Origin of the sequence: Streptomyces sp. NPDC048590 (assembly GCF_043199535.1) — a bacterium.
In the GTDB taxonomy this organism is placed as follows: Bacteria; Actinomycetota; Actinomycetes; order Streptomycetales; family Streptomycetaceae; genus Streptomyces.
Map to the genome: position 1 here is coordinate 943,206 of NZ_JBICWC010000001.1, position 25,320 is coordinate 968,525.

17 protein-coding genes are annotated in these 25,320 nt (G+C 70.9%); 5 read left to right on the forward strand and 12 right to left on the reverse strand.

The features are described 5' to 3' along the window. Nucleotides 1–77: 77 nt before the first annotated feature. From ACGFNN_RS04115 to ACGFNN_RS04130, 4 genes are all read right to left on the reverse strand, one after another. Nucleotides 78–3,023 carry an FG-GAP repeat domain-containing protein gene (locus ACGFNN_RS04115; protein ID WP_393552724.1) on the reverse strand — a complete coding sequence of 982 codons (2,946 nt, stop codon included), beginning with the start codon at nucleotides 3,021–3,023 and terminating at the stop codon, nucleotides 78–80. After that, nucleotides 3,020–5,602: a S8 family serine peptidase gene (locus tag ACGFNN_RS04120; RefSeq protein ID WP_393552727.1), complete on the reverse strand. Its 2,583-nt coding sequence runs from the start codon at nucleotides 5,600–5,602 to the stop codon at nucleotides 3,020–3,022. The genes ACGFNN_RS04115 and ACGFNN_RS04120 overlap by 4 nt, the downstream gene beginning before the upstream one ends. A gap of 162 nt (nucleotides 5,603–5,764) precedes the next feature. Beyond that, nucleotides 5,765–6,361: a hypothetical protein gene (locus ACGFNN_RS04125; protein WP_393552729.1), complete on the reverse strand. Its 597-nt coding sequence runs from the start codon at nucleotides 6,359–6,361 to the stop codon at nucleotides 5,765–5,767. Between the two features lie 133 nt (nucleotides 6,362–6,494). Next, nucleotides 6,495–6,959, reverse strand: coding sequence for a hypothetical protein (locus tag ACGFNN_RS04130; RefSeq protein ID WP_393552731.1), 465 nt, complete (start codon nucleotides 6,957–6,959; stop codon nucleotides 6,495–6,497). 421 nt (nucleotides 6,960–7,380) lie between these two features. Between ACGFNN_RS04130 and ACGFNN_RS04135 the strand changes: the two genes are divergently transcribed. The 3 genes from ACGFNN_RS04135 (at nucleotide 7,381) to ACGFNN_RS04145 (ending at nucleotide 15,039) form a co-directional block, all read left to right on the forward strand. Continuing rightward, nucleotides 7,381–9,111, forward strand: coding sequence for a carbohydrate-binding module family 20 domain-containing protein (locus tag ACGFNN_RS04135; RefSeq protein WP_393552734.1), 1,731 nt, complete (start codon nucleotides 7,381–7,383; stop codon nucleotides 9,109–9,111). Nucleotides 9,112–9,200: 89 nt separating this feature from the next. Beyond that, a complete protein-coding gene (gene pulA / locus ACGFNN_RS04140; RefSeq protein ID WP_393552736.1) occupies nucleotides 9,201–14,504 on the forward strand; it encodes a pullulanase-type alpha-1,6-glucosidase in 5,304 nt (1,767 codons plus the stop codon). 184 nt (nucleotides 14,505–14,688) lie between these two features. Then, nucleotides 14,689–15,039 carry a 5-carboxymethyl-2-hydroxymuconate Delta-isomerase gene (locus ACGFNN_RS04145; protein WP_393552739.1) on the forward strand — a complete coding sequence of 117 codons (351 nt, stop codon included), beginning with the start codon at nucleotides 14,689–14,691 and terminating at the stop codon, nucleotides 15,037–15,039. Here the strand turns inward: ACGFNN_RS04145 and ACGFNN_RS04150 are convergent. Both ACGFNN_RS04150 and ACGFNN_RS04155 read right to left on the reverse strand, forming a co-directional pair. Continuing rightward, the gene (locus ACGFNN_RS04150) at nucleotides 15,024–15,758 is read right to left on the reverse strand and encodes a TetR/AcrR family transcriptional regulator (RefSeq protein WP_393552742.1); all 735 of its coding nucleotides are present in this window, start codon (nucleotides 15,756–15,758) and stop codon (nucleotides 15,024–15,026) included. The two genes, ACGFNN_RS04145 and ACGFNN_RS04150, sit on opposite strands and share 16 nt — an antisense overlap. Nucleotides 15,759–15,824: 66 nt before the next feature. Then, nucleotides 15,825–17,741, reverse strand: coding sequence for a hypothetical protein (locus ACGFNN_RS04155; RefSeq protein WP_393552744.1), 1,917 nt, complete (start codon nucleotides 17,739–17,741; stop codon nucleotides 15,825–15,827). Between the two features lie 105 nt (nucleotides 17,742–17,846). On the opposite strand from ACGFNN_RS04155, the gene ACGFNN_RS04160 reads away from it, so the two are divergent. After that, a complete protein-coding gene (locus ACGFNN_RS04160; protein WP_393552747.1) occupies nucleotides 17,847–18,335 on the forward strand; it encodes a hypothetical protein in 489 nt (162 codons plus the stop codon). An 84-nt stretch (nucleotides 18,336–18,419) separates the two neighbouring features. On the opposite strand, the gene ACGFNN_RS04165 is transcribed toward ACGFNN_RS04160, so the two are convergent. Together ACGFNN_RS04165 and ACGFNN_RS04170 are read right to left on the reverse strand one after the other, a co-directional pair. Beyond that, nucleotides 18,420–19,820 carry a DUF1996 domain-containing protein gene (locus ACGFNN_RS04165; RefSeq protein WP_393552749.1) on the reverse strand — a complete coding sequence of 467 codons (1,401 nt, stop codon included), beginning with the start codon at nucleotides 19,818–19,820 and terminating at the stop codon, nucleotides 18,420–18,422. A 118-nt stretch (nucleotides 19,821–19,938) separates the two neighbouring features. Next, complete coding sequence (locus ACGFNN_RS04170) at nucleotides 19,939–20,484, reverse strand: carboxymuconolactone decarboxylase family protein (protein WP_393552752.1); 546 nt, start codon at nucleotides 20,482–20,484, stop codon at nucleotides 19,939–19,941. A gap of 69 nt (nucleotides 20,485–20,553) precedes the next feature. Between ACGFNN_RS04170 and ACGFNN_RS04175 the strand changes: the two genes are divergently transcribed. Beyond that, entirely contained in the window at nucleotides 20,554–21,036 is a 483-nt protein-coding gene (locus ACGFNN_RS04175; protein WP_393552754.1) for a MarR family winged helix-turn-helix transcriptional regulator, read from the forward strand. A gap of 21 nt (nucleotides 21,037–21,057) precedes the next feature. On the opposite strand, the gene ACGFNN_RS04180 is transcribed toward ACGFNN_RS04175, so the two are convergent. From ACGFNN_RS04180 to glnII, 4 genes are all read right to left on the reverse strand, one after another. Continuing rightward, nucleotides 21,058–21,705 (reverse strand): LuxR C-terminal-related transcriptional regulator, encoded by a 648-nt coding sequence (locus tag ACGFNN_RS04180; RefSeq protein WP_393552757.1) that lies wholly within the window; start codon nucleotides 21,703–21,705, stop codon nucleotides 21,058–21,060. Next, nucleotides 21,690–22,955 (reverse strand): sensor domain-containing protein, encoded by a 1,266-nt coding sequence (locus tag ACGFNN_RS04185; protein WP_393552760.1) that lies wholly within the window; start codon nucleotides 22,953–22,955, stop codon nucleotides 21,690–21,692. The genes ACGFNN_RS04180 and ACGFNN_RS04185 overlap by 16 nt, the downstream gene beginning before the upstream one ends. Before the next feature lie 183 nt (nucleotides 22,956–23,138). Beyond that, a complete protein-coding gene (locus ACGFNN_RS04190) occupies nucleotides 23,139–23,750 on the reverse strand; it encodes a winged helix-turn-helix domain-containing protein (RefSeq protein ID WP_393552761.1) in 612 nt (203 codons plus the stop codon). 396 nt (nucleotides 23,751–24,146) lie between these two features. Then, the gene (glnII, locus tag ACGFNN_RS04195) at nucleotides 24,147–25,181 is read right to left on the reverse strand and encodes a glutamine synthetase (RefSeq protein WP_362670341.1); all 1,035 of its coding nucleotides are present in this window, start codon (nucleotides 25,179–25,181) and stop codon (nucleotides 24,147–24,149) included. Nucleotides 25,182–25,320: the final 139 nt, after the last annotated feature.

Consider the following 25,320-nt stretch of genomic DNA (forward strand, 5'->3'; position numbering starts at 1 on the left):
GAAGCCGACGGCCCCCCGGGCAGCTGCCCGGGGGGTCGTCGGCTTGCGCACTGTCCGGCTCGGGGCCGACCGGAGCGTCAGCTCAGGCTGAACACCGTCAGCTGACGGACCGCGGTGTAGGGCATGGAGTAGCCGCCCTCTTCGAGTTCTGCCATGCGGTCGATGCCGACACCGTCGAAGTTGAGCGAGACGATCTCGTCCGTGCCGTCGTTGTCGAGGTCGCCGGCGACGTACTCGCGGCCGCCGTAGACGTTCCCGTACGCGATCCGGGACGCGAATCCGGTTTTGACCTGGGCCGGGTCCATCAGGTCGAAGCCGGTGGAGCCCGCCCCGATCAGGTAGCGCACGCCGCCGGGACCTGTGAGGAGGCCGCCGGTCTGGATGCTGCCGCTGGCACCCGAGCGGTAGTCCTGGCCGTCGGAGCCGAAGAGAGTGATCTGGTTGGTGCCCACCAGGTAGAGGCCGTCAGGGCCGGTGAACCAGTTGCCCAGGGTCCAGGCCGCGCCGGAGGCGGCGGAGTGCAGCACCTCGCCGGTGCGGCCGTCGCGGATCTCGATGACCGCACTCATGTTGCCTGAGCCGTTCCGGATCAGCCAGGTCTCCGCCACCGCGTGGCCGTCCGCGTAAGGGATCTCCTCGGAGGCGAAGGCGGCTCCCCGCATCGCGGTGCCGTAGAGGGTCTTGGCCCCCTCGGGCTCGGGGGCCGCGTCCTCCCAGACCGTCTTGCCCTTGCTGCCGTTCACGGCGACGGCTCCGGTGGGCCGGCCGCCGGGAGCCGGACTCACGCCGTCACCATGGAACGCGTCCCGGCTGCCGTACTGGCCGTACACCTGGCCGTCGACGATGCTGACGTCACCGAAGACGACGTTCTCCGCCGGTGCGGTGTACGCCCACTTCTGGTGTCCCTTGCCGTCATAGGCGCGGATCTTGTCGGTGGGGACGACGATCTCGTCCTTGCCGTCGTGGTCGAGGTCACCGGCGCTCAGAGACCAGACGTACTGGCCCTTGGCGTCGATGGTCGAGCGGACCTTGCCGGTGGTGGAGTCGACGACGGCCGTCGCGCTGTCGGCCGCGACGACGAGCTCGTCGGCGCCCTTGCCGTCGACATCGGCCCTGACGATCCTGTGGATCTGGCCGGGGACGGTGGTCTGCCAGAGGAGCTTCGGCTTGCCGGCTGCCATCGACGGGCCGTCGAAGGCGAACAGGCCCTGGGACTGTCCTCCGGCCACGATGTCCTGCTTGCCGTCGCCGTTGACGTCCATCAGGACGGCCGACCAGAGCTGGGACTGGATGGGTGTGAGCGAGTCCTGCTTGCCGCTGCCGAGCTTGTAGACGTGGATGTTCTGGTCGGTGTCCACCGTGCGCAGGAGCTGGGTGCTGCCCCGGGTGAACGGCTGGGCCCAGGCCTGCGAGGCGACCATGCCCCGCTTTTCCCACTTCACAGTGCCGTCGGTGCCCTTGAACACGGAGATCCGGGCGTACCGGGTGGCGTGGTCGTTCACCGCGTGGTCGTAGTCCTGGTCGTCCTTGTAGTTGGCGACGAGAGTGCCGTCGACCGCCGCCAGGTTCCAGGCGGTGGCCCCGTCCTGGCTGTTGCTTGCATCGCGCTTGACGGTGCGCTGCCACAGTACGGAGGCATCGGCGCCGTCCAGCGCCCGGACGGTGTTGGCGTTCACCCACATGTCCTCGTCCAGCGTGTCCTCGCTGACCGAGTACTCCGCCTTCGCGTCGCCCTGGATGTCACCGACCTCCAGGTCCATGGCGAAGGCGTTGACCCGCCGGTCCAGGGTGGTGCGCGCGCCGTCGGCGATACGGTAGGAGACGATCTCGTACTGCACGGCCTCGTTGACGTCGGACATCTCCAGCGCGACGAGCCGCTTGCGGGATGCGTCCAGGTGCAGCTGGCGCGAGTAGAGCCGGTTCGTGGACTGCCACGCGACGCTGCCGTCGGCCGTGTCGAGGACCAGGGTGTGGCCGGCGGGCTCGTCGGTGGCAGAGGCCTTGCGCTTGTTCCAGGAGGCTGCGACCAGGCCGTTGCCCAGGGGCTCGATGCTCGACCAGGCAGCGCCCGAGAACAGGCCGGTGTCGTACGTCCACGAGCTCGCCTCGGTGAGCTTGCCGTCGGCGTGGTCGAAGCGGATGCCGGTCAGCGTGGAGGTCGAGCTGGGGGACGCGGAGGTGTTGTAGTACGGCGTGTTCGCGACCAGCAGCGTCTTGCCGGCCAGCTTGATCTGGTACGCGCCTTCGTACAGCTTCGTCCACAGCGTGTTGCCCGACTTGCCGTCGAGGACGGTCACGAACGTGCCCGTGTGCAGGCTGCTGTCGCCGTGCTGGAACGGCCGGTAGGGGTAGGTGCCCACGTCGGCGGTGAACACGAGGTCCGCCACACCGTCGCCGGTCAGGTCACCGGTGGTGTAGCCCTCGTCGGACGTCGCCGAGAAGGGGGTGACGGCGTTGAAGCCCATCACGACGCGGGCCGGGTACGGCTCCTTGAGGTAGCGCGGGGACAGGACGGGGACGTCCCACTCCTTGTACAAGGAGTTGTTGTCCCGGGTCCATGTCTCCTTGCCGCCCGCCGAGCGCCGGGAGATGTTCCCGCCCGCGTGCACGGTGAAGTAGTCGCCCTTGGTGCCCGTGACGGGGACGGTGTCGGCCATGCCGGTCGCGCCCTCGGAGTAGCCCTTGGCGGTGACCGTCGGGGCGGGGAGCGCGTCGGTGCCCGCGGCCGTCGTGCCCGCGGCCGCAGGACCGGCCCCCGTGGTGTCCGATCCCGCCGCGTCCGGGACCGGGCCGGTGACGGTGCCCGCTTCCGTACCGGACGCGGCCGGGGCTTGCGTTCCGGCGCCGTCGCCGTACACGTCGGGCTGGAGCCGCTCGCTGAGCTTCTTGGCCTGTGCGTCCGTGAGGGAGAGCACGCCGTTGCCGGCGTCGGCCACGGCGACAGCGGGGGCCGCGCTCAGCGCGAGACCCGCCACCGCCACGGCGGATGCGAGGCGCAGGCCTCGTCGGGAAGTCCGGTTCATGACGTGGCTCCCTGGGTGAAGGTGACGGCGGTGCCGTCGGCGATCACGGGCTGGTTGTACGCGTACTGGAGGGCGTCGGTGCCGGCCTGGTCGGCGATGCCGACGGTGGCACCCGCACCCTGGTCGGCGACGGTCCTGTACTGGAAGGTGACCGCTGCGGTGGCCTCGTCGAAGACGGCCTCGAAGGTGGCGCGGCCCGAAGTGCCGTCGGCGTAGGCGGCGTTGTTCCAGACGATCGCGAACTTGCGCTTGCCCTTGGTGCCGGTGGTGGCGGTCTGCACGGAGGACTTCTTGTCGAGGGTCAGGTCGTCCCAGAGCGGGGCGAGGACACCCTTGACACCGTTGACGCCGGTGGTGGGCAGGGCGGTGTTGTTGTAGTCACCGACCCGGGAGGAGAGGAAGTTGACCAGGCCGTCGGTGGTGACCGACGCGGTGGAGTAGGACACCCCGTAGTGCTTGACCGGGAAGGGCAGCGAGACGGTGGCGGAGTCCTCGTCACCGGACAGGGCGACCTTCTTGGAGCCGGCGATCCAGGAGTAGGCGGCCGGGGCGCAGACGTTGCCGGACTTGTCGGTGCGGTTGGGGACCTGCACGTTCTCGGTCAGGTCGGCGGCGCCTACGACCGCGTCGCCGGTGTAGACACCGTTGCACAGCACGGGGGCGGTGGGCTTCACGGCGAGGCCGTAGGTGCCTTCGGCGACCTTCGCGAAGGTGTACTTGCCCTTGGCGTTGGTCGTGAGGGCGGCCAGCGGGGTGCCGTTCAGCTCGACGGTCGCGCCCGCCAGGGGCTTGCCGGTGACGTCGAGGACGGTGCCGGTGACCTTGTGGGAGGGCACCGGGGCCAGGGCGATGTCCTGGGTGTGGGACTGCTGCTCGGCCAGGGTGACACCCTCGGCCGAGCCGGCCGCGTACCCGTAGCCGGTGAAGTCGAAGGTGTACGTGCCGGCGGCCAGCGGGAGGCGGTAGGTGCCGTCCGCGCCGGTGGTGACCGTACGGACCGCGCCGGCCGCGTCGGTGGCCTTGACGGTGATGTTGGGCAGGGCGGCGCCGGTCGCCTTGTCGGTGGCCTTGCCGGTGACGGTGGCCGCGGTGTGCGGGGCCTTGTCGACGGAGGCGAGGATGTCGAGCTTGCCGTTGCCCCACACGTAGTTCATGCCGGCGTCGCCACCGCAGTGGGTGTCGTCGACGTCACGCGCGCCCTCGTTGAGGAGCTTGCGGGTCTCCTCGATGTTGCCGATCAGCGAGGGGGCAGCCGACCAGAGGAGCGCGACCGCGCCCGCGACGTGCGGGGTGGCCATCGACGTGCCGTTGATGGTGTTGTACGAGTTGCCCGGCCAGGTGGAGGGAATCTGCACACCGGGGGCCGATATGTTCGGCTTGGCGCTGCCGTCGGTCGGCGAGGGGCCGAAGCCGGAGAAGCTGGCGATCTTGCCGTTCACGTCGTAGGCGCCGACACCGTAGGAATCGGCCTGCGCGCCCGGCGGGTGGGTCGTCGAGCAGGTGACGCCGTCGCCGTCGTTGCCGGCCGCGAACGCCTCGAAGATGCCCGCCGCGTCCCAGGCCGCGAGGATGTCCTGGTAGAACGGGGTGCTGGTGTCCTTGTTGCCCCAGGAGTTGTTGACGATGTTCGGAGCGAGGTCCGGGCGCGGGTTCTGACCGTTGTGGTCGGTCGGGGCGAGGATCCACTGACCGGCTTCGAGCAGCTCGTCGTCGTAGCAGACGTCGGAGGCGCAGCCCTTGGCGGCGATCCACTTGGCGTTCGGTGCGACACCGAGGCCGTTCTTGGCGACCATGGTGCCCATCGTGTGGGTGCCGTGGCCGTTGTTGTCGCACGGCGCGGTCGTGGGGCACTGCCCGCTCGCGTCGTAGAAGTTGTAGTCGTGCGAGAAGGTGCCGTCACCGTTGTTGCCACGGTAGTTCGCGACGAGGTCCGGGTGGTCGTACTGCACACCGGAGTCGACGTTGGCGATGACGATGCCCTCGCCGCGGTCCTCGTACTGGTCCCAGACCTGATCGGCCTTGATGTCGGAGACACCCCACGCCGGGGCGTCGGTGCCGTCCGCGGACGAGTCGGTCCCCAGCGCGGTGGCCCGCGACTTGGTGACCTTCGCCTCGGACGTCTCGATGTCGTCGAGCTTGAAGGACCGCTCCTTGACGATCGAGGCCACGTCCGAGCGCTTGGCCAGCTCCTCGACCAGTGCTTGGTCACCGGTGACCTTGACCGTGTTCGCGATCCAGTAGTCCTGGTGACCGACCTTCTTCTTGTCCAGGAAGGTCTTCAGGGACGCCTGGCTCTTGTCGGCCTTGGCGCGCAGTTCCTTGTAGGCGGCCTTGGCCTTCTTGGCGTGGGTCTTCTGCTTCTTGGCGTCGGACAGGTTCGCCTGGTCCTTCAGGACGATGAAGAAGGACGCCTCGCCGCCCTTGTCCACGGCGTTCAGCAGGGTGGAATCGATCTTCGGTGACGGGGCGCTGTCAGCGGCGGCCACGGCGGGCATGGCGCCGGTCAGCAGAACGGCCGAGGTGAGGGCGGCCGTCGCCCACGCCGCAGATCTGCGCCGGGGGGATCGGGGCAGGTGCATCAGGGTGCTCCTCCAGGAACGGAACGGGGTGCGCGCAGGTTAGGAGGCGGCCGTTACTGACCCATTACTGCGAGCGGCCAGTTCCCTTGTCAGCCCTGCCAGTTGGGCCATCACCTGCCCGCCTGCCCGCCTGCCACCGCTCGTGCCCTGAGGCGGGAGCCGTCACCCGGGTTCGGGCCAGCCCGCCACGAGAGCGTCCCGGTCCGGGAACCAGGGGTCCGGCACCGTCCCGCGGATCGCCTCGTCGGCCATCCAGCACACCTGCGCCGGGCTGCCGTCGCCGGTGTCGAACAGGCAGCACACACCGCCGGATGCCGCCGCGACGCCGGTGAAGGTCCTCCTGATGCTGGGCGAGCGCGCGAAGAGCCGGCTCATCCCCGACGTCGCGGCCCAGCAGTCCACCTCCGCGTAACCGGGGTGCAGGTCGGAGGAGAACCGCACCGTCGCGTAGACGTACCCGATCTGGACACGGCCATCGGGAGCGGGTGCCGGGCCGTAGTCCCTGGCGTACTCGGCCAGTGCGTCGTCCGGTTCGAACATGAGGGAGGTGTCGAGCTCGAAGGTACTGCCGTCGGAGGCGTCGACCGAGTCGCCCGTGCGCTGGGATCCGAACGGTACGGTGAGCCGCTGCCCGCCCGGGAGTACGAGGTCGGTCGGCTGAGCTCCGTACTCCGGTGGCGCCAGGCGGGCCAGTTGCTCGAGCAGCCTGACGACGCGCCGAGGGTGCAGGTGTACGGCGTAGCTGTAGACGAGTCCCATGTCTCCCCCTGGGTCGGCCCGCCCGCATGCTCGCACGCCCGGCGCTCGTGGTGCACGTGGATTCCGGGCCCTGCGGGAGCCTGCCGCCGAGGTACCGGCGGGTCGGAACAGGCACCGGCGGCCGGGCGGGGACTCAGGACGGAACGCCGGTGGCCCGGCGGCGGCGCAGCCCCAGCATCAGCCCCGCCGCGACCGCCAGACCCACGACGGCCAGGGTGGCGCCCTTCGCCACGGGCGCCCGCCAGCCGTAGTCGGCCGTGTACGCGGCCTCGCCGCCCTCCGCGAGCCGGACGCCTCCGATCGCGCCCGGAACGGGATCGGCGTGGCGGACCTCGACCGCGTCCCTCAGCGTGACGTCCCGCGCGGTGACCGTGCCGTCCGCGCTGGTGAACGTGCCGATCCAGCTGCAGGACTCCTTGCCGCACTGCCGGTCGGTGGGGGCCAGGGTCCCTGCGAGGCCGTTCCGAAGGGCGTCGCGGCCCTTGAATCCCTCCCCTGCCAGGCCCGCCCCACCGCCCAGCGCGACCAGCAGGACGAAGACGATGGCTATCCAGGATATGACGCGCTCACGCGCGCGAAGGGGCCGTCCGGAGCTCATGGGACGAGGAGCCTACCGGGCAACGCGCGGGAGAGGCCCCGGAGTCGGCCCAGGATTGGGCCGGCGGGGAAGCGACTCCGGGGCCTCTCCACGTCGTGACCGGACCGGCCGGCCGGGCGCGTGGGGCCCGGCGTGCCGGCCCCCCGGCCGGCCGGTCCGGAGTCGGGACGAACTTAACAGGCTCGCAATATCTTGCGTAAGACCTTGCAGTCAGGAATCTCCAGGATTTCGGCGATGTGAGCGGGACGTAATCGCATTGTGTCCAGGGGCTTGACCGAGGCGGAGTGGGCTCGTACGGTCTGCTGCGCACAGGGTTTGCATCCTTGCTGCAAGAACCTTCAAAGAGCCTTGAGGGCACGGCGCGTTGCCATGTGAGGCTGCTCCGCCATCCCCGTGTTTCCCCCACCGCAGGAGGAAAGTCATGGCACGCAGTCCCTTGTCCGGCGCGCTCGCGCTCGCCCTGGGAGCCGCCGTCCTCGCCGTCCCCACCGGCCTCGGCGCCGCCACCACCGCCCAGGCGGCCCCGCCCGGCACCAAGGACGTCACCGCCGTCATGTTCGAGTGGAAGTTCAGCTCGGTCGCGAAGGCCTGTACGGACAGCCTCGGCCCTGCCGGATACGGCTACGTCCAGGTCTCGCCGCCCCAGGAGCACATCCAGGGCGCCCAGTGGTGGACCTCGTACCAGCCCGTCAGTTACAAGATCGCGGGCCGCCTCGGAGACCGTACGGCGTTCGCGAACATGGTGAGCACCTGCCATGCGGCCGGGGTGAAGGTCGTCGCCGACTCGGTCATCAACCACATGTCGGCAGGATCGGGCACCGGCACCGGCGGGTCCTCGTACGGCAAGTACGACTACCCGGGCCTCTACTCCGTCAACGACATGAACGACTGCCAGTCGCAGATCACCAACTACGGCGACCGGGGCAACGTCCAGAACTGCGAACTCGTCGGCCTGGCCGACCTCGACACCGGCGAGGACTACGTACGCGGCAAGATAGCCGGGTACCTCAACGACCTGCTCTCGCTCGGTGTGGACGGCTTCCGCATCGACGCGGCCAAGCACATGCCCGCCGCCGACCTGGCCAACATCAAGTCGCGGCTGAGCAACCCCGGCGTGTACTGGAAGCAGGAGGCGATCTACGGGGGCGGTGAGGCCGTCTCGCCCTCCGAGTACCTCGGCAACGGGGACGTGCAGGAGTTCCGGTACGCGCGCAGCCTCAAGCAGGTCTTCAACAACGAGAACCTCGCCAACCTGAAGAACTTCGGCGAGGGCTGGGGCTTCATGGAGTCCGGGAAGTCCGCGGTCTTCGTCGACAACCACGACACCGAGCGCGGCGGGGACACCCTCACCTACAAGGACGGCGCCAACTACACCCTGGCGAGCGTCTTCATGCTGGCGTACCCCTACGGCTCCCCGGACGTCCACTCCGGCTACGAGTGGTCCGACAAGGACGCCGGCCCGCCCAACGGCGGACAGGTGAACGCCTGTTACAGCGACGGCTGGAAGTGCCAGCACGCCTGGCGCGAGATCTCCTCCATGGTCGGCTTCCGCAACACCGCCCGGGGGCAGGGCGTCACCGACTGGTGGGACAACGGCGGCGACCAGATCGCCTTCGGGCGCGGCTCCAAGGCGTACGTGGCGATCAACCACGAGGGTTCCCCGCTGACCCGCACCTTCCAGACCTCGCTGCCCGCCGGTGACTACTGCGACGTGCAGTCCGGCAAGGGCGTCACCGTCAACGGCTCCGGACAGTTCACCGCCACCCTCGGCTCGAACACCGCCGTCGCCCTGCACGTGAACGCCCGCACCTGCACCGGCGGCGGGACCACCCCCGACCCCGACCCGGGTACGGGCCAGGCCGGCGCCTCCTTCGGGGTGAACGCCACCACCCAGCTCGGCCAGAACATCTACGTCACCGGCAACCAGGCCGCGCTCGGCAACTGGGCCCCGGCCTCCGCGCTCAAGCTCGACCCGGCGACGTACCCCGTCTGGAAGCTCGACGTGGCGCTGCCCGCCGGCACCACGTTCGAGTACAAGTACCTCCGCAAGGACGCGAACGGCAACGTCACCTGGGAGAGCGGCGCCAACCGCACCGCCACCGTCCCGTCCTCCGGAAAGGTCACGCTGACCGCCGACGTCTGGCGCGGCTGATCCGCTCTCGCGGGCCGGGACGCCACGGCCGGCGCCCGGCCCGCACCGCTCCACCCGCCCGATCCCCGAACGCCTAGGAGTACCCGCCCGTGTCCCGAACCACTCTGCGGCGGGGAGCCGTCGCCGCCCTGTGCGCGGCGCTGCTGCCCGTCGTGCCGGCGGCCTCCGCGTCCGCCGCGCCCAGACCGCCCGCACCGCCTTCGGACGCGAAGCTCGCGAAGGAGCCGGCCAGGCACGACCTGACCCGGGAGCAGTTCTACTTCGTGCTGCCGGACCGTTTCGCCAACGGCGACACCTCCAACGACCGGGGCGGGCTGACCGGTTCGCGGCTGGAGACCGGGTATGACCCCACCGACAAGGGCTTCTACCAGGGCGGCGACCTCAAGGGCCTCACCCAGCGGCTCGACTACATCAAGGGGCTCGGCACCACCGCGATCTGGCTCGCGCCGATCTTCAAGAACCGGCCCGTGCAGGGGACCGGGGATCAGGCGTCCGCCGGATACCACGGTTACTGGATCACCGACTTCACCCAGGTCGACCCGCACTTCGGCACCAACGCCGACCTCGAGAAGCTGATCGACAAGGCCCACGGCAAGGGCATGAAGGTCTTCTTCGACGTCATCACCAACCACACCGCCGACACCGTCGACTACGCCGAGAAGAAGTACGGCTACAAGCCCAAGGGCGCCTTCCCCTACCTCGACGAGGACGGACGGCCCTTCGACGACACCCGGGAAATGGAGGAGGTGGACGCCGACTCCTTCCCGTACACCCCGGTGAACACCGGGAAGAAGGTCCCCGCCTGGCTGAACGACCCCACGATGTACCACAACCGCGGTGACTCCACCTATGCCGGCGAGTCCACCGAGTACGGCGACTTCTCCGGCCTCGACGACCTGTGGACCGAGCGTCCCGAGGTCGTCTCCGGCATGGAGAAGATCTACGAGAAGTGGGTCCGCGACTTCGACATCGACGGCTTCCGCATCGACACCGTCAAGCACGTCGACCTCGACTTCTGGACCCAGTGGGCGACCGCGCTCGACGGGTACGCCGCGAAGCACGGCCGCGACGACTTCTTCATGTTCGGAGAGGTCTACTCCGCGGACACCGCGATCACCTCCCCCTACGTCACGCGGGGCCGTCTCGACGCCACCCTCGACTTCCCCTTCCAGGAAGCCGCCCGGCAGTACGCCTCCCAGGGCGCCCCGGCCTCGAAGCTCGCCTCGCTCTACGCGGACGACTACCGCTACACCACCGACAAGGCCAACGCCTACGAGCAGGTCACCTTCCTCGGCAACCACGACATGGGCCGCATCGGGACCTTCCTGAAGCAGGACAACCCCAAGGCCTCCGACGCCGAACTCCTCCACCGGGCACGCCTCGCGAACGAGCTGATGTTCCTCGGCCGGGGCAATCCGGTGGTCTACTACGGCGACGAACAGGGCTACACCGGCGCGGGCGGCGACAAGGACGCCCGCCAGACGCTCTTCGCGTCGAAGACCGCCGACTACCTCGACGACGACCAGATCGGGACCGACCGCACCCACGCCTCCGACGCCTACGACACCACCCACCCGCTCTACCGGTCCATAGCTGCCCTCTCGAAGTTGACCAGGGAGCACCCCGCGCTGCGCGACGGCACCCAGACCGAGCGCCTCTCCCAGGACTCCGTGTACGCCTACTCGCGCACGGACGCCAGGAAGCCCTACGAGTACGTCGTCGCCACGAACAGCTCCACCGAGGCGCGGACCGTCGAGATCCCCACCGCATCCGCGGGGATGAACTTCCGTACCCTGTACGGCGGTTCCGGTGCGGTCCGCAGTGCGTCCGACCGCACGGTGAAAATCGCGGTGCCCGCGCTCTCCAGCGTCGTGCTCCGCGCCGACAAGCCGCTCGGAGCCCCCTCCAAGGCCTCGCTCACCCTGAAGGCACCGGCCGCCGGAGCCACCGGCACCGTCGAGATCACCGCAGATGTCGACGGCGGAGACCTGAACCGCGTGGTGTTCGCCGCCCAGACGGGCAATGGCACGTGGACCACCCTCGGCACCGCCGACCACGCCCCGTACAAGGTCACCCAGCACGTCGACGCCTCCGTGAAGGCCGGGACCCCGCTGCGCTACAAGGCCGTCGTCGTCGACCGCGCCGGACGCACCGCGAGCGCCCTCGCCTCCACCACCGCGGGCCAGGCCCCGCCCGCGCAGAAGCCCGTCGCCGTCGACCGCGATCAGGCCGTCGTCCACTACAAGCGCGCGAACGGCGACTACGAGGGCTGGCAGCTGAAGTCCGGTGGGAAGAGCGCCGACTTCATCGGCCGTGACGCCTACGGCGCCTTCGCCTGGATCGACCTCGACGAGGGCGCATCCTCTGTGCCGTACACCATCGAGAAGGACGGCACCGCCGACGGCCCCGAACGCACCGTCGACCTCGCGAGGACCGGGCAGGTCTGGGTCGAGCAGGGCAAGGACGGACAGTCCACCGAGGCACCCGCGACCGAGCCGCAGGACACCACCAAGGCCGTCCTGCACTACCACCGCGCCGACGGCGACTACACCGGCTGGGGACTGCACACCTGGACCGGCGCGGCCTCGCCCACGGACTGGGCCAAGCCGCTGCAGCCCGTGAGGACCGACGCCTACGGGGCGACCTTCGAGGTTCCGCTCACCGACGGCGCCACCTCGCTCAGCTACATCCTTCACAAGGGTGACGAGAAGGACCTCCCCAGCGACCAGTCCTTGGACCTGGCCACCTACGGCCACGAGGTCTGGATGCTCGGCGGGAAGCCCGGCTACCTGCTGCCCCAGGCCGGCGGCGTGCCCACGCCCGACCTCACCAAGGCCGAGGCCCAGTGGATCGACGCCGACACCGTCGTCTGGAAGGTGAAGGCCACCGACGCCACCAGCCAGCAGCTGGTCTACGCGAAGAACGGCGGCATCTCCGTCGTCGACGGCGCCCTGACCGACGAGGGGCAGTGGCTCCGGCTCGGCGCCACCCAACTCACCGACGCGCAGAAGGCGAAGTACCCGCACCTCAAGGACTACCCGGCGTTCACCGTCGACCCGCGCGACCGGGACAGGGTCCGGGAATCCCTGCGCGGCCAGCTGATCGCCACCCAGCGTGCCGCCAACGGCGCCCTGCTCGCCGCCACCGGCGTACAGACCGCCGGCGTGCTGGACGCGCTCTACGGCAAGGCCGCGAGCGGAGCCGCCCTCGGCCCCGTCTTCCGCTCGGGCAGCCCGACGCTCTCCGTCTGGGCGCCCACCGCGCGCACCGTCGCACTCGAACTCGACGGCCGCACCGTGAAGATGCGCCGCGACGACCGCACCGGCGTCTGGTCGGTCACCGGACCGAAGAGCTGGACCGGCAAGCCCTACCGCTACGCCGTGGACGTCTGGGCACCCACCGTCCAGAAGCTGGTCACCAACAAGGTCACCGACCCCTACTCCACCGCGCTGAGCGCCGACTCGGCCCGCAGCCTCGTCGTCGACCTGGAGGACCCCAAGCTCGCGCCGAGCGGTTGGTCCTCGCTGAAGAAGCCCGCGGCCGTCCCGCTGCGGGACGCCCAGATCCAGGAGCTGCACATCCGCGACTTCTCGATCGCCGACAGCACCTCCCAGCACCCCGGTGAGTACCTCGCCTTCACCGACACCCGCTCCGACGGGATGAAGCACCTCAAGGAGCTCGCGGACGCCGGGACCGGCTACGTGCACCTGCTGCCCGCCTTCGACATCGGGACGATCCCCGAGAAGAGGAAGGACCAGCAGAAGCCCGCCTGCGACCTGTCGGTCTACGCCCCCGACTCCGAGGAGCAGCAGGCCTGCGTGACGAAGGCAGCCGCCAAGGACGCCTTCAACTGGGGCTACGACCCGCTCCACTACACCGTCCCCGAGGGCTCCTACGCCTCCGACCCCGACGGCACGAAGCGCACCACCGAGTTCCGCCGGATGGTCCAGGGCCTCAACGGCGCCGGACTTCGGACCGTCATGGACGTCGTCTACAACCACACCGTCGCCTCCGGCCAGGACGGCAAGTCCGTCCTCGACAGGATCGTCCCCGGCTACTACCAGCGGCTCCTGGAGGACGGCACCGTCGCCACCTCCACCTGCTGCGCCAACACCGCGACCGAGAACACCATGATGGGCAAGCTCGTCGTCGACTCGATCGTCACCTGGGCCAAGGAGTACAAGGTCGACGGCTTCCGCTTCGACCTGATGGGCCACCACCCCAAGGCCAACATCCTGGCCGTCCGCAAGGCACTCGACGCCCTGACCGTCGCCAAGGACGGCGTCGACGGGAAGAAGATCATCCTGTACGGCGAGGGCTGGAACTTCGGTGAGGTCGCCGACGACGCCCGCTTCGTCCAGGCCACCCAGAAGAACATGGCCGGCACCGGCATCGCCACCTTCTCCGACCGGGCCCGCGACGCCGTCCGGGGCGGCGGCCCCTTCGACGAGGACCCCCGAGTCCAGGGCTTCGCCTCCGGCCTCTACACCGACCCCAACACCTCGGCCGCCAACGGCACCCAGGCCGAACAGAAGGCCCGGCTGCTCCACTACCAGGACCTGATCAAGGTCGGCCTCACCGGCAACCTCGCCGACTACACCTTCACCGACACCCAGGGCCGTACGGTCAAGGGCTCCGGCGTCGACTACAACGGGGCCCCCGCCGGATACGCGGCCGCCCCCGGTGACGCCCTCGCCTACGCCGACGCCCACGACAACGAAACCCTCTACGACGCCCTCGCCTTCAAGCTCCCCGCCGGCACATCGGCCGCCGACCGGGCCCGCATGCAGGTGCTGGCGATGGCGACCGCCGTACTCTCCCAGGGGCCCGCGCTCTCCCAGGCCGGCACCGACCTGCTGCGCTCCAAGTCGCTCGACCGCAACTCCTACGACAGCGGCGACTGGTTCAACACGCTGAACTGGGACTGCCGCAAGGGCAACGGCTTCGGCCGCGGGCTCCCGCTGTCCGCCGACAACCAGGACAAGTGGTCGTACGCGAAGCCCCTGCTGACCTCCGCCGCGCTCACCCCCGGGTGCACGGAGATCAACGGTGCCTCCGCCGCGTACCGGGACCTGCTCACCATCCGGGCGGGTGAGAAGGACTTCGGTCTGGCGACCACCGCCGAGGTCCAGGACACCCTGTCCTTCCCGCTCTCCGGCAAGGACGAGACTCCGGGGGTGATCACGATGCGGCTCGGCGGACTGGTCGTGGTCATGAACGCCACCCCCTCCGCGCAGGTCCAGAAGATCCCGGCGCTCTCCGGGAAGACGTACGGTCTGCACCCCGTCCAGGCCGCGGGTGCTGACACAGTCGTCAGGAAGTCCTCGTACGACAGGACCTCGGGCGCCTTCACGGTGCCGGGGCGCACGGTCGCCGTGTTCTCCGGACGCTGACGCCCGACACCACCGGCCGGTCTCCGGCTCCGGTCCCGCCCAGGGACCGCGAGCCGGAGACCGGCCGTCCCGTGTCCGGCACGCGGGACTGCCTTGTGCGGGCGGCGCGATCCGGCGAAGCTGGCGGAGTACACAACCATGGACGTCGTCCATGTACGCAATCGACTCGTCAACAGGAGCCCCGATGCCGCAGATCACCGTCGACTACTCCGCGGAGCTCGACGACAACTTCGACCGCCGCGGATTCGCGCTGGCCCTGCACCCGCTGGTCGCCGAGACCGTGTCCACCAAGGTGCCCGCCTGCAAGACCCGTTTCCGCAGGGCGGAGGAGTCGGTCGTCGGTGACGCCCCGGCGGGCGACGCGATCGTCAACGTCTCGATCGCGATGCTGCCCGGCCGCACACCCGAGATCAAGGCGCGGCTCACCGAAGCCGTCCTGGAGCTGCTGGCGGGACACCTGAAGCCCGTCGACGGCCTCACCGTCCACGGTTCGGCGGAGGTCAGGGACCTGGACGCCTCCTACCGCAAGGGCTGAGGAAGTCTCTGCGGCGGAACGGCCGGTGCGGCGGGAGCCAGGGCCGACAGCCTGGCCAGCAACTCGCCGAACGGGCCGTCCGTCGGCTCCTGCGCGAACACCCGCAGCATGATGCCGGCCACCTCCTGGTCGTACGCGGCGCTCACCGACGCGAGCGCCGCGAAGTCGTGCACCAGCTGCAACTCCAGCTCGGCACGGGGCACACGCTTCCCGTCCAGCCACAGCAGCGCCGTCGACTCCGCCAGCGACACCCACGACCGCACGACCAACTCGAGCCGGGCCGGCGGGGACACCACACCCAGGTGCCCGAGGATCTGCTCGTACGCCGCCTGACGCACCCCGTCGACCAGGGCGTCGGCCGTCGACGAACCACCCCAGGCGCCGCCCCTCATCAGGGCCGAGAAGCCGGGACCGTGCTCTTCGACGAAGTCGAAGAACCGGTGCATCACCCGGAGCAGCCGGGCCCCCATCGGGCCCTCGCGGGGCTCCACGAAGCGGCCCGCCAGCTCGTCGGCGGCCCGCCGCAGCGCCGCTTCGTAGAGACTGCGCTTGCCCGGGAAGTAGTGGTAGACGAGCGGCCGCGAGATACCGGCCGCCGCCGCGATCTCGTCGATCGACACGTCGTCGGGGGAGCGGCGGCTGAACAACTCCAGCGCCACACCGATCAACTGGGCTCTGCGCTCGTCGACGCCCATCCTGCGCCGCACCCCGGTCGTCATGCCGAACAGCCTAACGGGGCGGTGGCGGAGGCCGATCCCCGCACTCCGTCCCCGCCGGCCGCCCCCTCAGCGCAGCGGCCCCACCCGGCTGCCGTCCGTGAGGACCCCGTCGAGGCGGGGCCTGTCACCCTCCCGCGTCGGCAGTGCCAGCAGCCGCCCCTCGGCCCGGCCACGTGCCCCGCCCCTGGCCGCCAGCGACGCGAACTGCCTTGAGCCCGCGGCCAGTACGTACCACCGGCCGCCGTCCGACCTCCAGAGCACCCCCGCCAGCACCCGCGGTCTGCGTGTCGAGCAGTCCGGGGTGTCCTGCGCGCGGGCCGCTACCGCACCCGGGGCGGCCGGTCCGCCGGAGACCCCGGCCGGCGCCTGGAACTGCGCCAGGACCCTGTTGCCCGTACCCCGCCAGGTGTCCGCCCTGGTGCAGAGCCAGAGCGCCTCACCCGCGCCCTCAGGCAGCCGCTGCCTCGCGTACGGCCAGGAGTTCACCGACCGCACCCCTTGGGACCGCACCGCCGGCAGGAGGCAGGCCGTGCGCGCCCACCCCGCACGCTCGGCCGGGCCCGACACGTCGTGCGGAGCGGAAGGGGCCCCGGACGTCAGGCGCACGGGCGTGAGCTCACCGAGATCCGTCATGAGTCGCGCCGCCGAACCGTCCCGTACCTCCAGGGCGTGCCAGGAACGGCACGCGTCCCCGTCCGGCGCGGGGCCCGGCAGCGGATCCGTCACCCCGTGCGCGTCCAGGGAGAGCGGCCGGGCCGCCCCGTACGGCGCGAGCAGGTCCCGTACACCGACCTCCCGCACCCACGGCGCGGTCAGATAGCGGAGGAAGCCCGGCCGGCGCTGCACCACCAGCGCGCTCGCCGCGACCGCGTCCGCTCCGTCCACCCGCGCGAAGTCCAGCGCGGCGCCACCGGACGGATCGGCGTTGCGCGGTTCCGCGTAACGCACCACCCGCAGACCGTCGTGGAACAGCACCACCGCCGCCGCCCCGACCTCGCCCGCGTACAGCAGCTGCGGCGGCCCCATGGGCGGGCCGTCCGGCGTGCCGGGCGTCGCCGACACGGCCACCGCCTCACCCGGCCGCGCCCACACCGCGAGCGCCCGGCCCAGCAGCCCCGTGTCACCGGTCCGGTCTCCGCGCGCGGGCCAGACGGAGAAGTCCCTGCGGGCGGAGCTCCTCCAGAGACCGGCGGGCACCCGGCGCAACTCGCCCGGATCCAGGGCCTGCTGTGCGGTGGGGTTGCGGGCGTAGAGCGGCGCCGAGGCGGCGTGCGGGCCACCGAGCCCGTCCCCCGGCATCACCATCAGCGTCCCGCACACCAGCAGGGCACCCACACCCGCCAGCAGGGCCCGACCGCGCCTCCCGCGCCGGGCCGCGTCGGCAGGCCGCACCTGGAGGGAGCACGGGTCGAACTCCGGTGAGGCCAGCAGCGCGTGGGGCGCGGTGAGCGCGTCCGCCTCCAGCAGCGCCGCCCTCGGGTCGGTCACCCCCGCCTCGTCGAGGACCCGGCAGACCTCCGCGTCGTCCAGCTCTTCCAGCCCCCGCAGGACATGGGCGGCCCGGCAGGGCGCCGACACCGACGCCAGGGCCTGCTCCAGGGCGAGCTCGTCGGCGCCGCAGGAGTGCGGGAACAGCCGCAGCCCCCACACCTGCGGCACCAGCGAGGGGAACTGGGCGCGCCGGGGCCGGGCGAAACGGAACAGCGGCAGCCCCGCCTCCAGCGCGGAGCGCACCACCCGCAGACGTACGCGCGCGTACGCCTGCCCCGGATCCGGGGCAGGCTCCCCGGCCAGCGCCCGCTGGGTCAGCCAGTGCGCCGACAGCACACGGCGGTTCCGCCCGAGCGACGGGGCCAGCACGAGGTAGGCGATACGCGTGAGCCGCGCGTAGTGCTCGGCGGGTGCGGCGTCCTGCCACTCCCCGCCCTGCCGGTCCGCGTACGAGCGGCCGGGGGACGGCGGTACTGGGCGCAATGGGGGCATGTTCAGCTGAACGAGCGAATGGTGCGATGGTCACTCCGGCGTGCGCTCCGGGGCGGGATGCGCGGTTTCCCGACGCGGCACCCGGAACACGGGCACGATGGCCGCATGGTGCGACGGTGCGAGCGGCGACGGCGACTGACCCACCGGTTCCCGGTGGCCGTACTGGCGGCATCCGCCCTGCTCGGCGCGTGCACCGGGGGAGCGGGCGGCGGACCGGACGCCCGAGGGGCGACCGCCGTACCCGAGCCCGCGAGCGGCACCCTGGAGCAACTCGCGGCCGAGGCGAACTGTGAGCCGGACCTGCAGACCGACGCGGAGGAGCTCCGGCAGGCCACCTGCGTGACCGAGGACGGCCGTTGGGTGCTCGCCACCTTCGCCACCGACCGCGGACAGCGCGAGTGGATCAACGAGGCCAACGACTACGGCGGTTCGTATCTGGTAGGCAGGAAGTGGGTCGCCGTGGGGGACGCCGACGTGGTCGCGGCGCTGCGCGGCCGGCTCGGCGGGACCGTGGAGACCGCCTCCTCGCACCACTCGGGGACGAGCGGTGGTGGGGGGAGCGAGGCAGGGCACTCCGGCCACGGTGGGAGCTGACCGCGCAGGCCGCCGCCGTGACCGGTGGACACCCGTCGGCGGGCGTCCGGGATCACGGCGGTCCTGGTGCGGGACGCCGCCGCGTCAGCGGCAGGAGCGCCCGCCGTTGATGCAGCTCACCATCCGCCGCATGAGCGCGTCGTCGAAGACGTTGATGAAGTCTCCGTGGTCGGTGACCGGCTTGTGCAGCTGCTCGGGGAAGGAGTCGACCGCGAAGCCGGGACCGGGCGGGACGTCGTACACGATGCGCTGGACCAGCTGCGGAATGGCCCGGAAGCCGTCCGGGCACCGCCCGTCGTCCTCGGCGAACGCCACATGGGTCCGGTGGTTGGCGCTGTCGGTGTTCCGCCCGTCCCAGCAGCTCTGGAACGCGAACGACCTCACCACCTGGCTGCCCTCGGGGCAGATCGGGTACTTGTCCTTCAGCTGCCGGTCCTCGAACCCGGTGCAGCTCCACGACGCGTTGGCGTTGGCGTCGCCGTTGGTGAACGCCTTCGCGTCCCCCGTGATGATCCGCAGGAAGCGCGGCATCGCGGTGACCTTGCCGGCCGGGGAACCGGTGAACCTCAGCGTGACCCGTGAAGGGGTCTGGATCTCCCCGGTGTTCTGGTCCCTGCCCCCGCCGTCCGCGTCCGCGTCGTCCTCGTCCTCGCCGTTCTGGAGACGGAGCACCGGCCAGTAGTACGTGGACCTGTCACCCCGGTTGCGGCAGGTGGACCGCCCCGCCGCCAGTTCGTCGTCCCCGGCGAACGCGTCGGTCGCCTGGTTGCCCACGTAGTCGTGCATGTGGTGGGCGCCGTTGCTCACCCCGGGGGCCGCGATGACGTTGTCGGAGTTGAACTTGCCGTTCTCGTTGCGGCCGCAGTCCGTGGAGAACGTGCCCCGGGACGCCCCCCGGCGGTTGCGCGGGCGGTCGGTGTCCGGCGCGACCGACTCGATCTCGACGAAGTCGGCGGCCTCGGGGCCGTTGCCCGCCCGGCCGCCGCTCCCGTCGCCCGGGGGCTCCTGGCCGTCGGCGCGCAGGCCGCACCCCGCCAGCCCCTCCAGACCCTGCGGCCGGGCGCCCGCGGCCCGCTCCACGGCGACGCCGATCCGGTCCAGGCTGGCCGCCCTCCGGCTCCTGAGCGGGCCGAGCACCGCGTTCTCGGCGAGCGCGGGGTCCTGGGCGATCCGCTCCCGCCGGTCGGCGAACCTGCGGTAGGCCTCGGTGATCTGCGTGTCCATCGCGGCCAGTTCACGGTCCACCTCCGGCCTCGCCCCGTCCGGTACGTCGGGCAGCGCGATCCCCGCGTCGGGACAGTCGATGGTGGACACCTGCCGTGCCTGCGTCCGGGACTGCCCGGGAGACCCGCCGGAGCGGCCCTCCCCGGCACTCGCGTGGACGCCGACGGCGACCAGCCCGCCTCCCCCCAGAACCAGCGCGACCGCGGCGGCCGTGAGCCGGGCGGCCGGTGTCGAACGTTTCCTGCGCGATGTGCGTCCCATGGAACTCCTCCACTGCGAGTCCGCCCCGAAGTGCTCCGAGCCGGAAGCGTGACGTCCCATACGGACCGCGAGCTCCTCCCGTTCAGTTCACGGCCGATTCGATGCCCGGGTACGGCCGTCACACGGCCACGGTGCCGACCGGCGCTCCCGTCATGCGGTTGGCGAGCGTCGAGATGGTGTAGGTGCCGATACCGAGCACCACTTCCAGGGCGTTGCGCCGGGTGTGACCCAGGGACATGAATCGCTCGAGGGTGTCCTCCGTGACCGCGCCGGAGGTCTGGAGGACCTCCAGCGTGAATAGACGCACGCCTTCCAGTCGTTCGTCCGGAAGGGGCCTGCCCGCCGGGGATCGCAGAGCCTCGACGAGCTCCGGAGACGCGCCGAGCGCGGCCAGCTTCGCGGTGTGCAGCTCCACGCATATGTGGCAGGCGTTGCGGGTGGCCATGGTCATGATGACGACCTCGCGCGCCAGGGGGTCCAGGGTGGTCGATTCGAAGGCGGCGCTCGCCCGGAGGAAGCCGTCGAGCGTCTCCGGCGACGAGGCCAGCCGAGCCACCCCGGACGGCACGCGCCCGTCCTGCTTCCGAGCCATGGCTTCCATGGTGCGGCGGGCGGCGGGCGGCGCCGATTCAAGGGTGTGATCGGGAAAGTTCGAAGCGGGCATGGCTGGCTCCTCGCGGTAAACTCGACAACGTGATTGTCGAAAAGGTAAACAAGGTTGTCGAGTTTTGCAATGGCTGAGGGCGGGAGCACGGAGGGAGGGGCGGGGTTCGAGCTGCCGCTGCTGCTGTTCGCGGGCTTCCGCTCGATCATCGACGAGTTGCACCGTGACCTGGCAGCGCAAGGGGACGGGGAGTTCCGACCGGCTCACGGCTTCGCGCTCCAGGCAGTCGGGACACAAGGCGCGAGCGCCAGCGAGGTCGGTAGGCGGCTGGGCGTCTCCAAGCAGGCGGCAGGGAAGACCGTCGACAAGCTGGAGCGCCTCGGATACGTGGAACGGGTCGACGACCCCGACGACGGCCGCCGCAAACTGGTCCGGCTCACCACTCGGGGCATCGACGTCCTGGCCAGATCCGCTCAGGGCTTCGACCGCATCCGGGCCGAGTGGGTGGCGGTGCTCGGAGCGGAGCGAGTGCGTGCCCTGGAGGCCGACCTCCGCACGATCACGCCCCCGAGCGCGTACCGTCTGGACGCGGAGGGCTGGTTCGCCGGTTGAGGCCGGCCCGTGCCCGGCCGCTCACCCCCGGTCGAGGTAAGCGAGCACCGCGAGCACGCGCCGGTTGTCGTCGTCCGACACCGGCAGGCCGAGCTTGGCGAAGATGTTCGAGGTGTGCTTGGCCACCGCCCGCTCCGTGATCACCATCTGCGCGGCGATCGCCCCGTTGGAACGCCCCTGCGCCATCAACTCCATGACCTCGCGCTCCCGGGGCGTGAGCCCGCCCATCGGCGGGTCCACCGAGCGCCGGGACAGCAGCTGCGAGATCACCTGCGGGTCCATCGCCGTACCGCCCGCGGCGACCCGGCGTACCGCGTCGACGAACTGCTCGGCGTCGAACACCCGGTCCTTCAGCAGGTATCCGATGCCGCCGGCGCCGTCGGCCAGCAGCTCGCGGGCGTACAGCTGCTCCACGTGCTGCGACAGCACGAGCACCGGGAGCCCAGGTCTGCGGCGGCGGGCCTCCAGGGCGCACTGCAGGCCCTCGTCGGTGTGGGACGGCGGGAGCCGGACGTCCACGACGGCGATGTCCGGCTCCGACTCGGCCAGGGCCCTGGTGAGTTCGGGGCCGGACTCGACCGCGGCCGCGATCTCGAAGTCGTAGGCCTCCAGAAGGCGGACCAGCCCGTCGCGGAGCAGGAAGAGATCTTCGGCTAGGACAACGCGCAAGGGATCTCCATCGTCACCATGGTGGGGCCGCCCACGGGGCTGCTGACGGCCAGGACGCCGTCGAATGTACCCAGCCGGCGTTCGATTCCGCTCAGCCCCGACCCGGTTCCCGCGGAGGCGCCGCCCCGGCCGTTGTCGGTCACCGAGATCCGCAGCATGCCGTCCGCGTGGTGCACGTCCACCCAGACGCGGTCGGCGCCCGAGTGCTTCACGGCGTTCGTCAGGGTCTCGCTCACCGCGAAGTACGCCGCGGACTCCACCGGGGCGTCGGCGCGGCCGGGAAGCTCCACCGCCACCTCGGACGCGACCGGCATCCGCAGGGCGAGGGCCCGCACCGCGTCCCCGAGGCCGCGTTCGGCGAGCACCGGCGGATGGATGCCCCGGACCAGGTCGCGCAGTTCGGTCAACGCCTCCGCGGAGGACGTACGAGCCATCGCCAGCATCTTCTTCGCCTGTGCGGGGTCCTTCTCGACGAGCGCCTCGATGGCCCCGAGGTTCATCCCCATCGCGACCAGCCGGGCCTGGGCCCCGTCGTGCAGATCCCGCTCGATACGCCGCAGTTCGGACGCCGCCGTGTCCACCGCCTCGTGCCTCGTCTCGGTGAGGTGGTCGATCCGCCGGGAGAGTTCCTGCGGGGCGGGGGCCAGCGACGACCGGGCGAGTACGAAGTGCAGCCTCAGCAGCGGCCTGCTCGCCCGCAGCCCGAGGTGGAGGAGCGCGACCCCGAGCGCGGCCGCCATCAGCCCGGTCGCCTGGCTGTTCACCGGCACGAACGCGTACCAGTAGGTGTCGTCCTCGAAGACCCGCCACAGCCCCGCCGCCAGGACCAGCCCCTCCACCGGGTAGAGGAGCAGACCGAAGGCGAGGACGAGAAGGACGTAGCCCGCCGTCATGTCGAGGAGCAGCCACCGCAGGTCCCGCCAGGTGGCCGGGTCCTTCAGGATGTGCGCCGTCCGTTCCGCCTGCCCGACGAACCCCGTACGGGAGTCCCGGGGAAACGGCCGGTAGGGGACGGGTATGCGGATGGCGGACCAGGCGTCCGCCAGGCGGCGACGCCGGTCCGCGTGCCGGCGCACCAGCCCGGTGACCCACGGAGTGGTGACCAGCCCGACGCCCAGCGGGACGAAGGAGAGGGAGAGCACCCACAGGACGAACAGGGCGGTCGAGCCGGCGATGCTCTCGAAGGAGAGCGCGAACGCCCGTCCCCCGGCCAGGAGTTTGCTCCGCACCCGGCTCCGCGCAGATCCCATGATGGTGTCTCCCCTCGTCCGGGCCCACGCCGGATCCCGTTCGGAACCCAGTCTCGCCCGTACGAGACCCCCGCCGTCAGCCGTTCCGCCACCCGGCCGGGGTACACCTGACACCACCCCCGGACATGAGGGAGGCCCCCGAACCGCCCGGTCCCGGGGCCTCCCGCACAGCACGGAGCGCGGTCAGGGCATGTACTTGTAGCCCACCCGCCGCACGGTCTGGATCGAACGGCGGTGCTCGGGGCCCAGCTTGCGGCGCAGCCGGGCCACATGGACATCGACGGTCCGGCCATCGCCCACATGCCCGTAACCCCAGACGGTCGTCACCAACTGGTCCCGGGTGTGCACCCGGTGGGGGTGCGCCACCAGGTGCGCCAGCAACTCGAACTCCAGATAGGTGAGGTCGAGGGTGACGCCGTCCACCGCGGCGGTGCGCCGGGTGGAGTCGATGCGCACGGGCCCGGCGAGAGGGGTCGCGCCCGTCGGCTCCGGCTCAGCCCCGGGCTGCTGCGCCGAGGCCACGGCTCCGGCGAACCCCGGCTGCTGGTCGGCGGGGACGAGCAGCAGGTAGCCCACCATCGGAGGCCTGCCCGGCAGGGCGGGCAGGGTGTGCGCGGGAGCGGGCAGCCAGGTCGCCCCCGGCGGCAGGAAGCCTGCCACGTCCGGGAGTTCGACGACCTCGTCGCGGTCGACGGCACGCAGCCGGTGCCGGTTGGGGGACAGAGGGCGGGCGGTGGGTGCGGCAGCGGCGGTCGCCGTGGACGCCGCGGCGGAGAAGGTACGGGTGTTCGCCATGAGGGTCAGCTCTTTCGCGCGAGGAGTCGTCGAGGGACGGACTTGCGTCGTGCGCGCGGACCGAAGACCGGGGTGAGCGGCTTTAGAGGGCCTGCGCGTTCCACGCGCGGCAACACACCCGGTCGAAGTCGTGATGCTGACGGGAAGGCCAGAACGGCTCGAGGTCGCTGCGACCCGATGAGGTGTACTGGAAGCCGGCCATGGTGCCATTAGACCAGAGAACGGGGCCCGGCAGCAGGCCTCTTCCACCTGTTGGTACGGACGTCCGGCGCGATCCACCCGGGGCCGTGGTCGTACGGCACCCCGTCAGGTCCTGACCGGCCGGAACGCCCCGCACACGCCGAAGGGGCACCCGCCGGGTTCGGCGGGTGCCCCTTCGAAGCGTGCGGTGGCGGATCAGACCTGGTCGGCCTTCTCCAGCGCGGTGCAGCAGGTGTCGACGATCAGCCGCGTGACGACGTACGGGTCGACGTTGGCGTTCGGACGGCGGTCCTCGATGTAACCCTTCTGGTCCTGCTCGACCTGCCACGGGATGCGGACCGAGGCGCCGCGGTTGGAGACGCCGTAGCTGTACTCGTTCCACGGGGCGGTCTCGTGCAGACCGGTCAGACGGTCGTCGATGCCCGCGCCGTAGTTCTTCACGTGGTCCAGCGGCTTCGAACCCTCACCGAGCGACTCGCACGCGGTGATGATCGCGTCGTAGCCCTCACGCATCGCCTTGGTGGAGAAGTTGGTGTGCGCGCCGGCGCCGTTCCAGTCGCCCTTGACCGGCTTCGGGTCGAGCGTCGCGGAGACGTTGAAGTCCTCGGCGGTGCGGTAGAGCAGCCAGCGGGCGATCCACAGCTGGTCGGAGACCTCCAGCGGGGACAGCGGGCCGACCTGGAACTCCCACTGGCCGGGCATGACCTCGGCGTTGATGCCGGAGATGCCGAGACCGGCCTTCAGGCAGTTGTCGAGGTGCTTCTCGACGATCTCACGGCCGAAGATCTCGTCGGAGCCGACGCCGCAGTAGTAGCCGCCCTGCGCGGCCGGGAAGCCGCCCTCGGGGAAGCCGAGCGGACGGTGTCCGTCGAAGAAGGTGTACTCCTGCTCGATGCCGAAGATCGGCTCCTGGCCCGCGAACTGCTCGGCGACGGGGCGCAGCGAGGCGCGGGTGTTCGACTCGTGCGGGGTCATGTCGATGTTGAAGACCTCGCACATCACGAGGACGTCGTCACCGCCGCGGATCGGGTCCGGGCATACGAACACCGGCTTGAGGACACGGTCGGACGCGTGGCCCTCGGCCTGGTTGGTGCTCGAACCGTCGAAGCCCCAGATGGGCAGATCCGCCACGTCCTGCGAGGGGGTGCCGGCCATGATCTTCGTCTTGGAGCGAAGCTTGGCGGTCGGCTCGGTGCCGTCGATCCAGATGTACTCAGCCTTGAACGTCACGGACGCCATCCTTTGCGGGTGCTGCGGTCTATGGAGCGCAGCTTCGCAAGGTGCGATTTCCCGGCCATTGCCCGAATGTGAACCACGTGTTACCGAGGTTTCCCGCGTAAGTCGGACAGCAGGTGCAGGCCGTCCGGGC

What these genes read in the sequence shown, in the direction of transcription:
- ACGFNN_RS04150 (WP_393552742.1), bottom strand. Translation starts at nt 15,758, where the DNA reads ATGACGACCGGGGTGCGGCGCAGGATGGGCGTCGACGAGCGCAGAGCC.
- ACGFNN_RS04175 (WP_393552754.1), top strand. Translation starts at nt 20,554, where the DNA reads ATGGCTGAGGGCGGGAGCACGGAGGGAGGGGCGGGGTTCGAGCTGCCG.
- ACGFNN_RS04160 (WP_393552747.1), top strand. Translation starts at nt 17,847, where the DNA reads ATGGTGCGACGGTGCGAGCGGCGACGGCGACTGACCCACCGGTTCCCG.
- ACGFNN_RS04115 (WP_393552724.1), bottom strand. Translation starts at nt 3,023, where the DNA reads ATGAACCGGACTTCCCGACGAGGCCTGCGCCTCGCATCCGCCGTGGCG.
- ACGFNN_RS04155 (WP_393552744.1), bottom strand. Translation starts at nt 17,741, where the DNA reads ATGCCCCCATTGCGCCCAGTACCGCCGTCCCCCGGCCGCTCGTACGCG.
- ACGFNN_RS04185 (WP_393552760.1), bottom strand. Translation starts at nt 22,955, where the DNA reads ATGGGATCTGCGCGGAGCCGGGTGCGGAGCAAACTCCTGGCCGGGGGA.
- ACGFNN_RS04145 (WP_393552739.1), top strand. Translation starts at nt 14,689, where the DNA reads ATGCCGCAGATCACCGTCGACTACTCCGCGGAGCTCGACGACAACTTC.
- ACGFNN_RS04190 (WP_393552761.1), bottom strand. Translation starts at nt 23,750, where the DNA reads ATGGCGAACACCCGTACCTTCTCCGCCGCGGCGTCCACGGCGACCGCC.
- ACGFNN_RS04170 (WP_393552752.1), bottom strand. Translation starts at nt 20,484, where the DNA reads ATGCCCGCTTCGAACTTTCCCGATCACACCCTTGAATCGGCGCCGCCC.
- ACGFNN_RS04120 (WP_393552727.1), bottom strand. Translation starts at nt 5,602, where the DNA reads ATGCACCTGCCCCGATCCCCCCGGCGCAGATCTGCGGCGTGGGCGACG.
- ACGFNN_RS04135 (WP_393552734.1), top strand. Translation starts at nt 7,381, where the DNA reads ATGGCACGCAGTCCCTTGTCCGGCGCGCTCGCGCTCGCCCTGGGAGCC.
- ACGFNN_RS04125 (WP_393552729.1), bottom strand. Translation starts at nt 6,361, where the DNA reads ATGGGACTCGTCTACAGCTACGCCGTACACCTGCACCCTCGGCGCGTC.
- ACGFNN_RS04165 (WP_393552749.1), bottom strand. Translation starts at nt 19,820, where the DNA reads ATGGGACGCACATCGCGCAGGAAACGTTCGACACCGGCCGCCCGGCTC.
- ACGFNN_RS04130 (WP_393552731.1), bottom strand. Translation starts at nt 6,959, where the DNA reads ATGAGCTCCGGACGGCCCCTTCGCGCGCGTGAGCGCGTCATATCCTGG.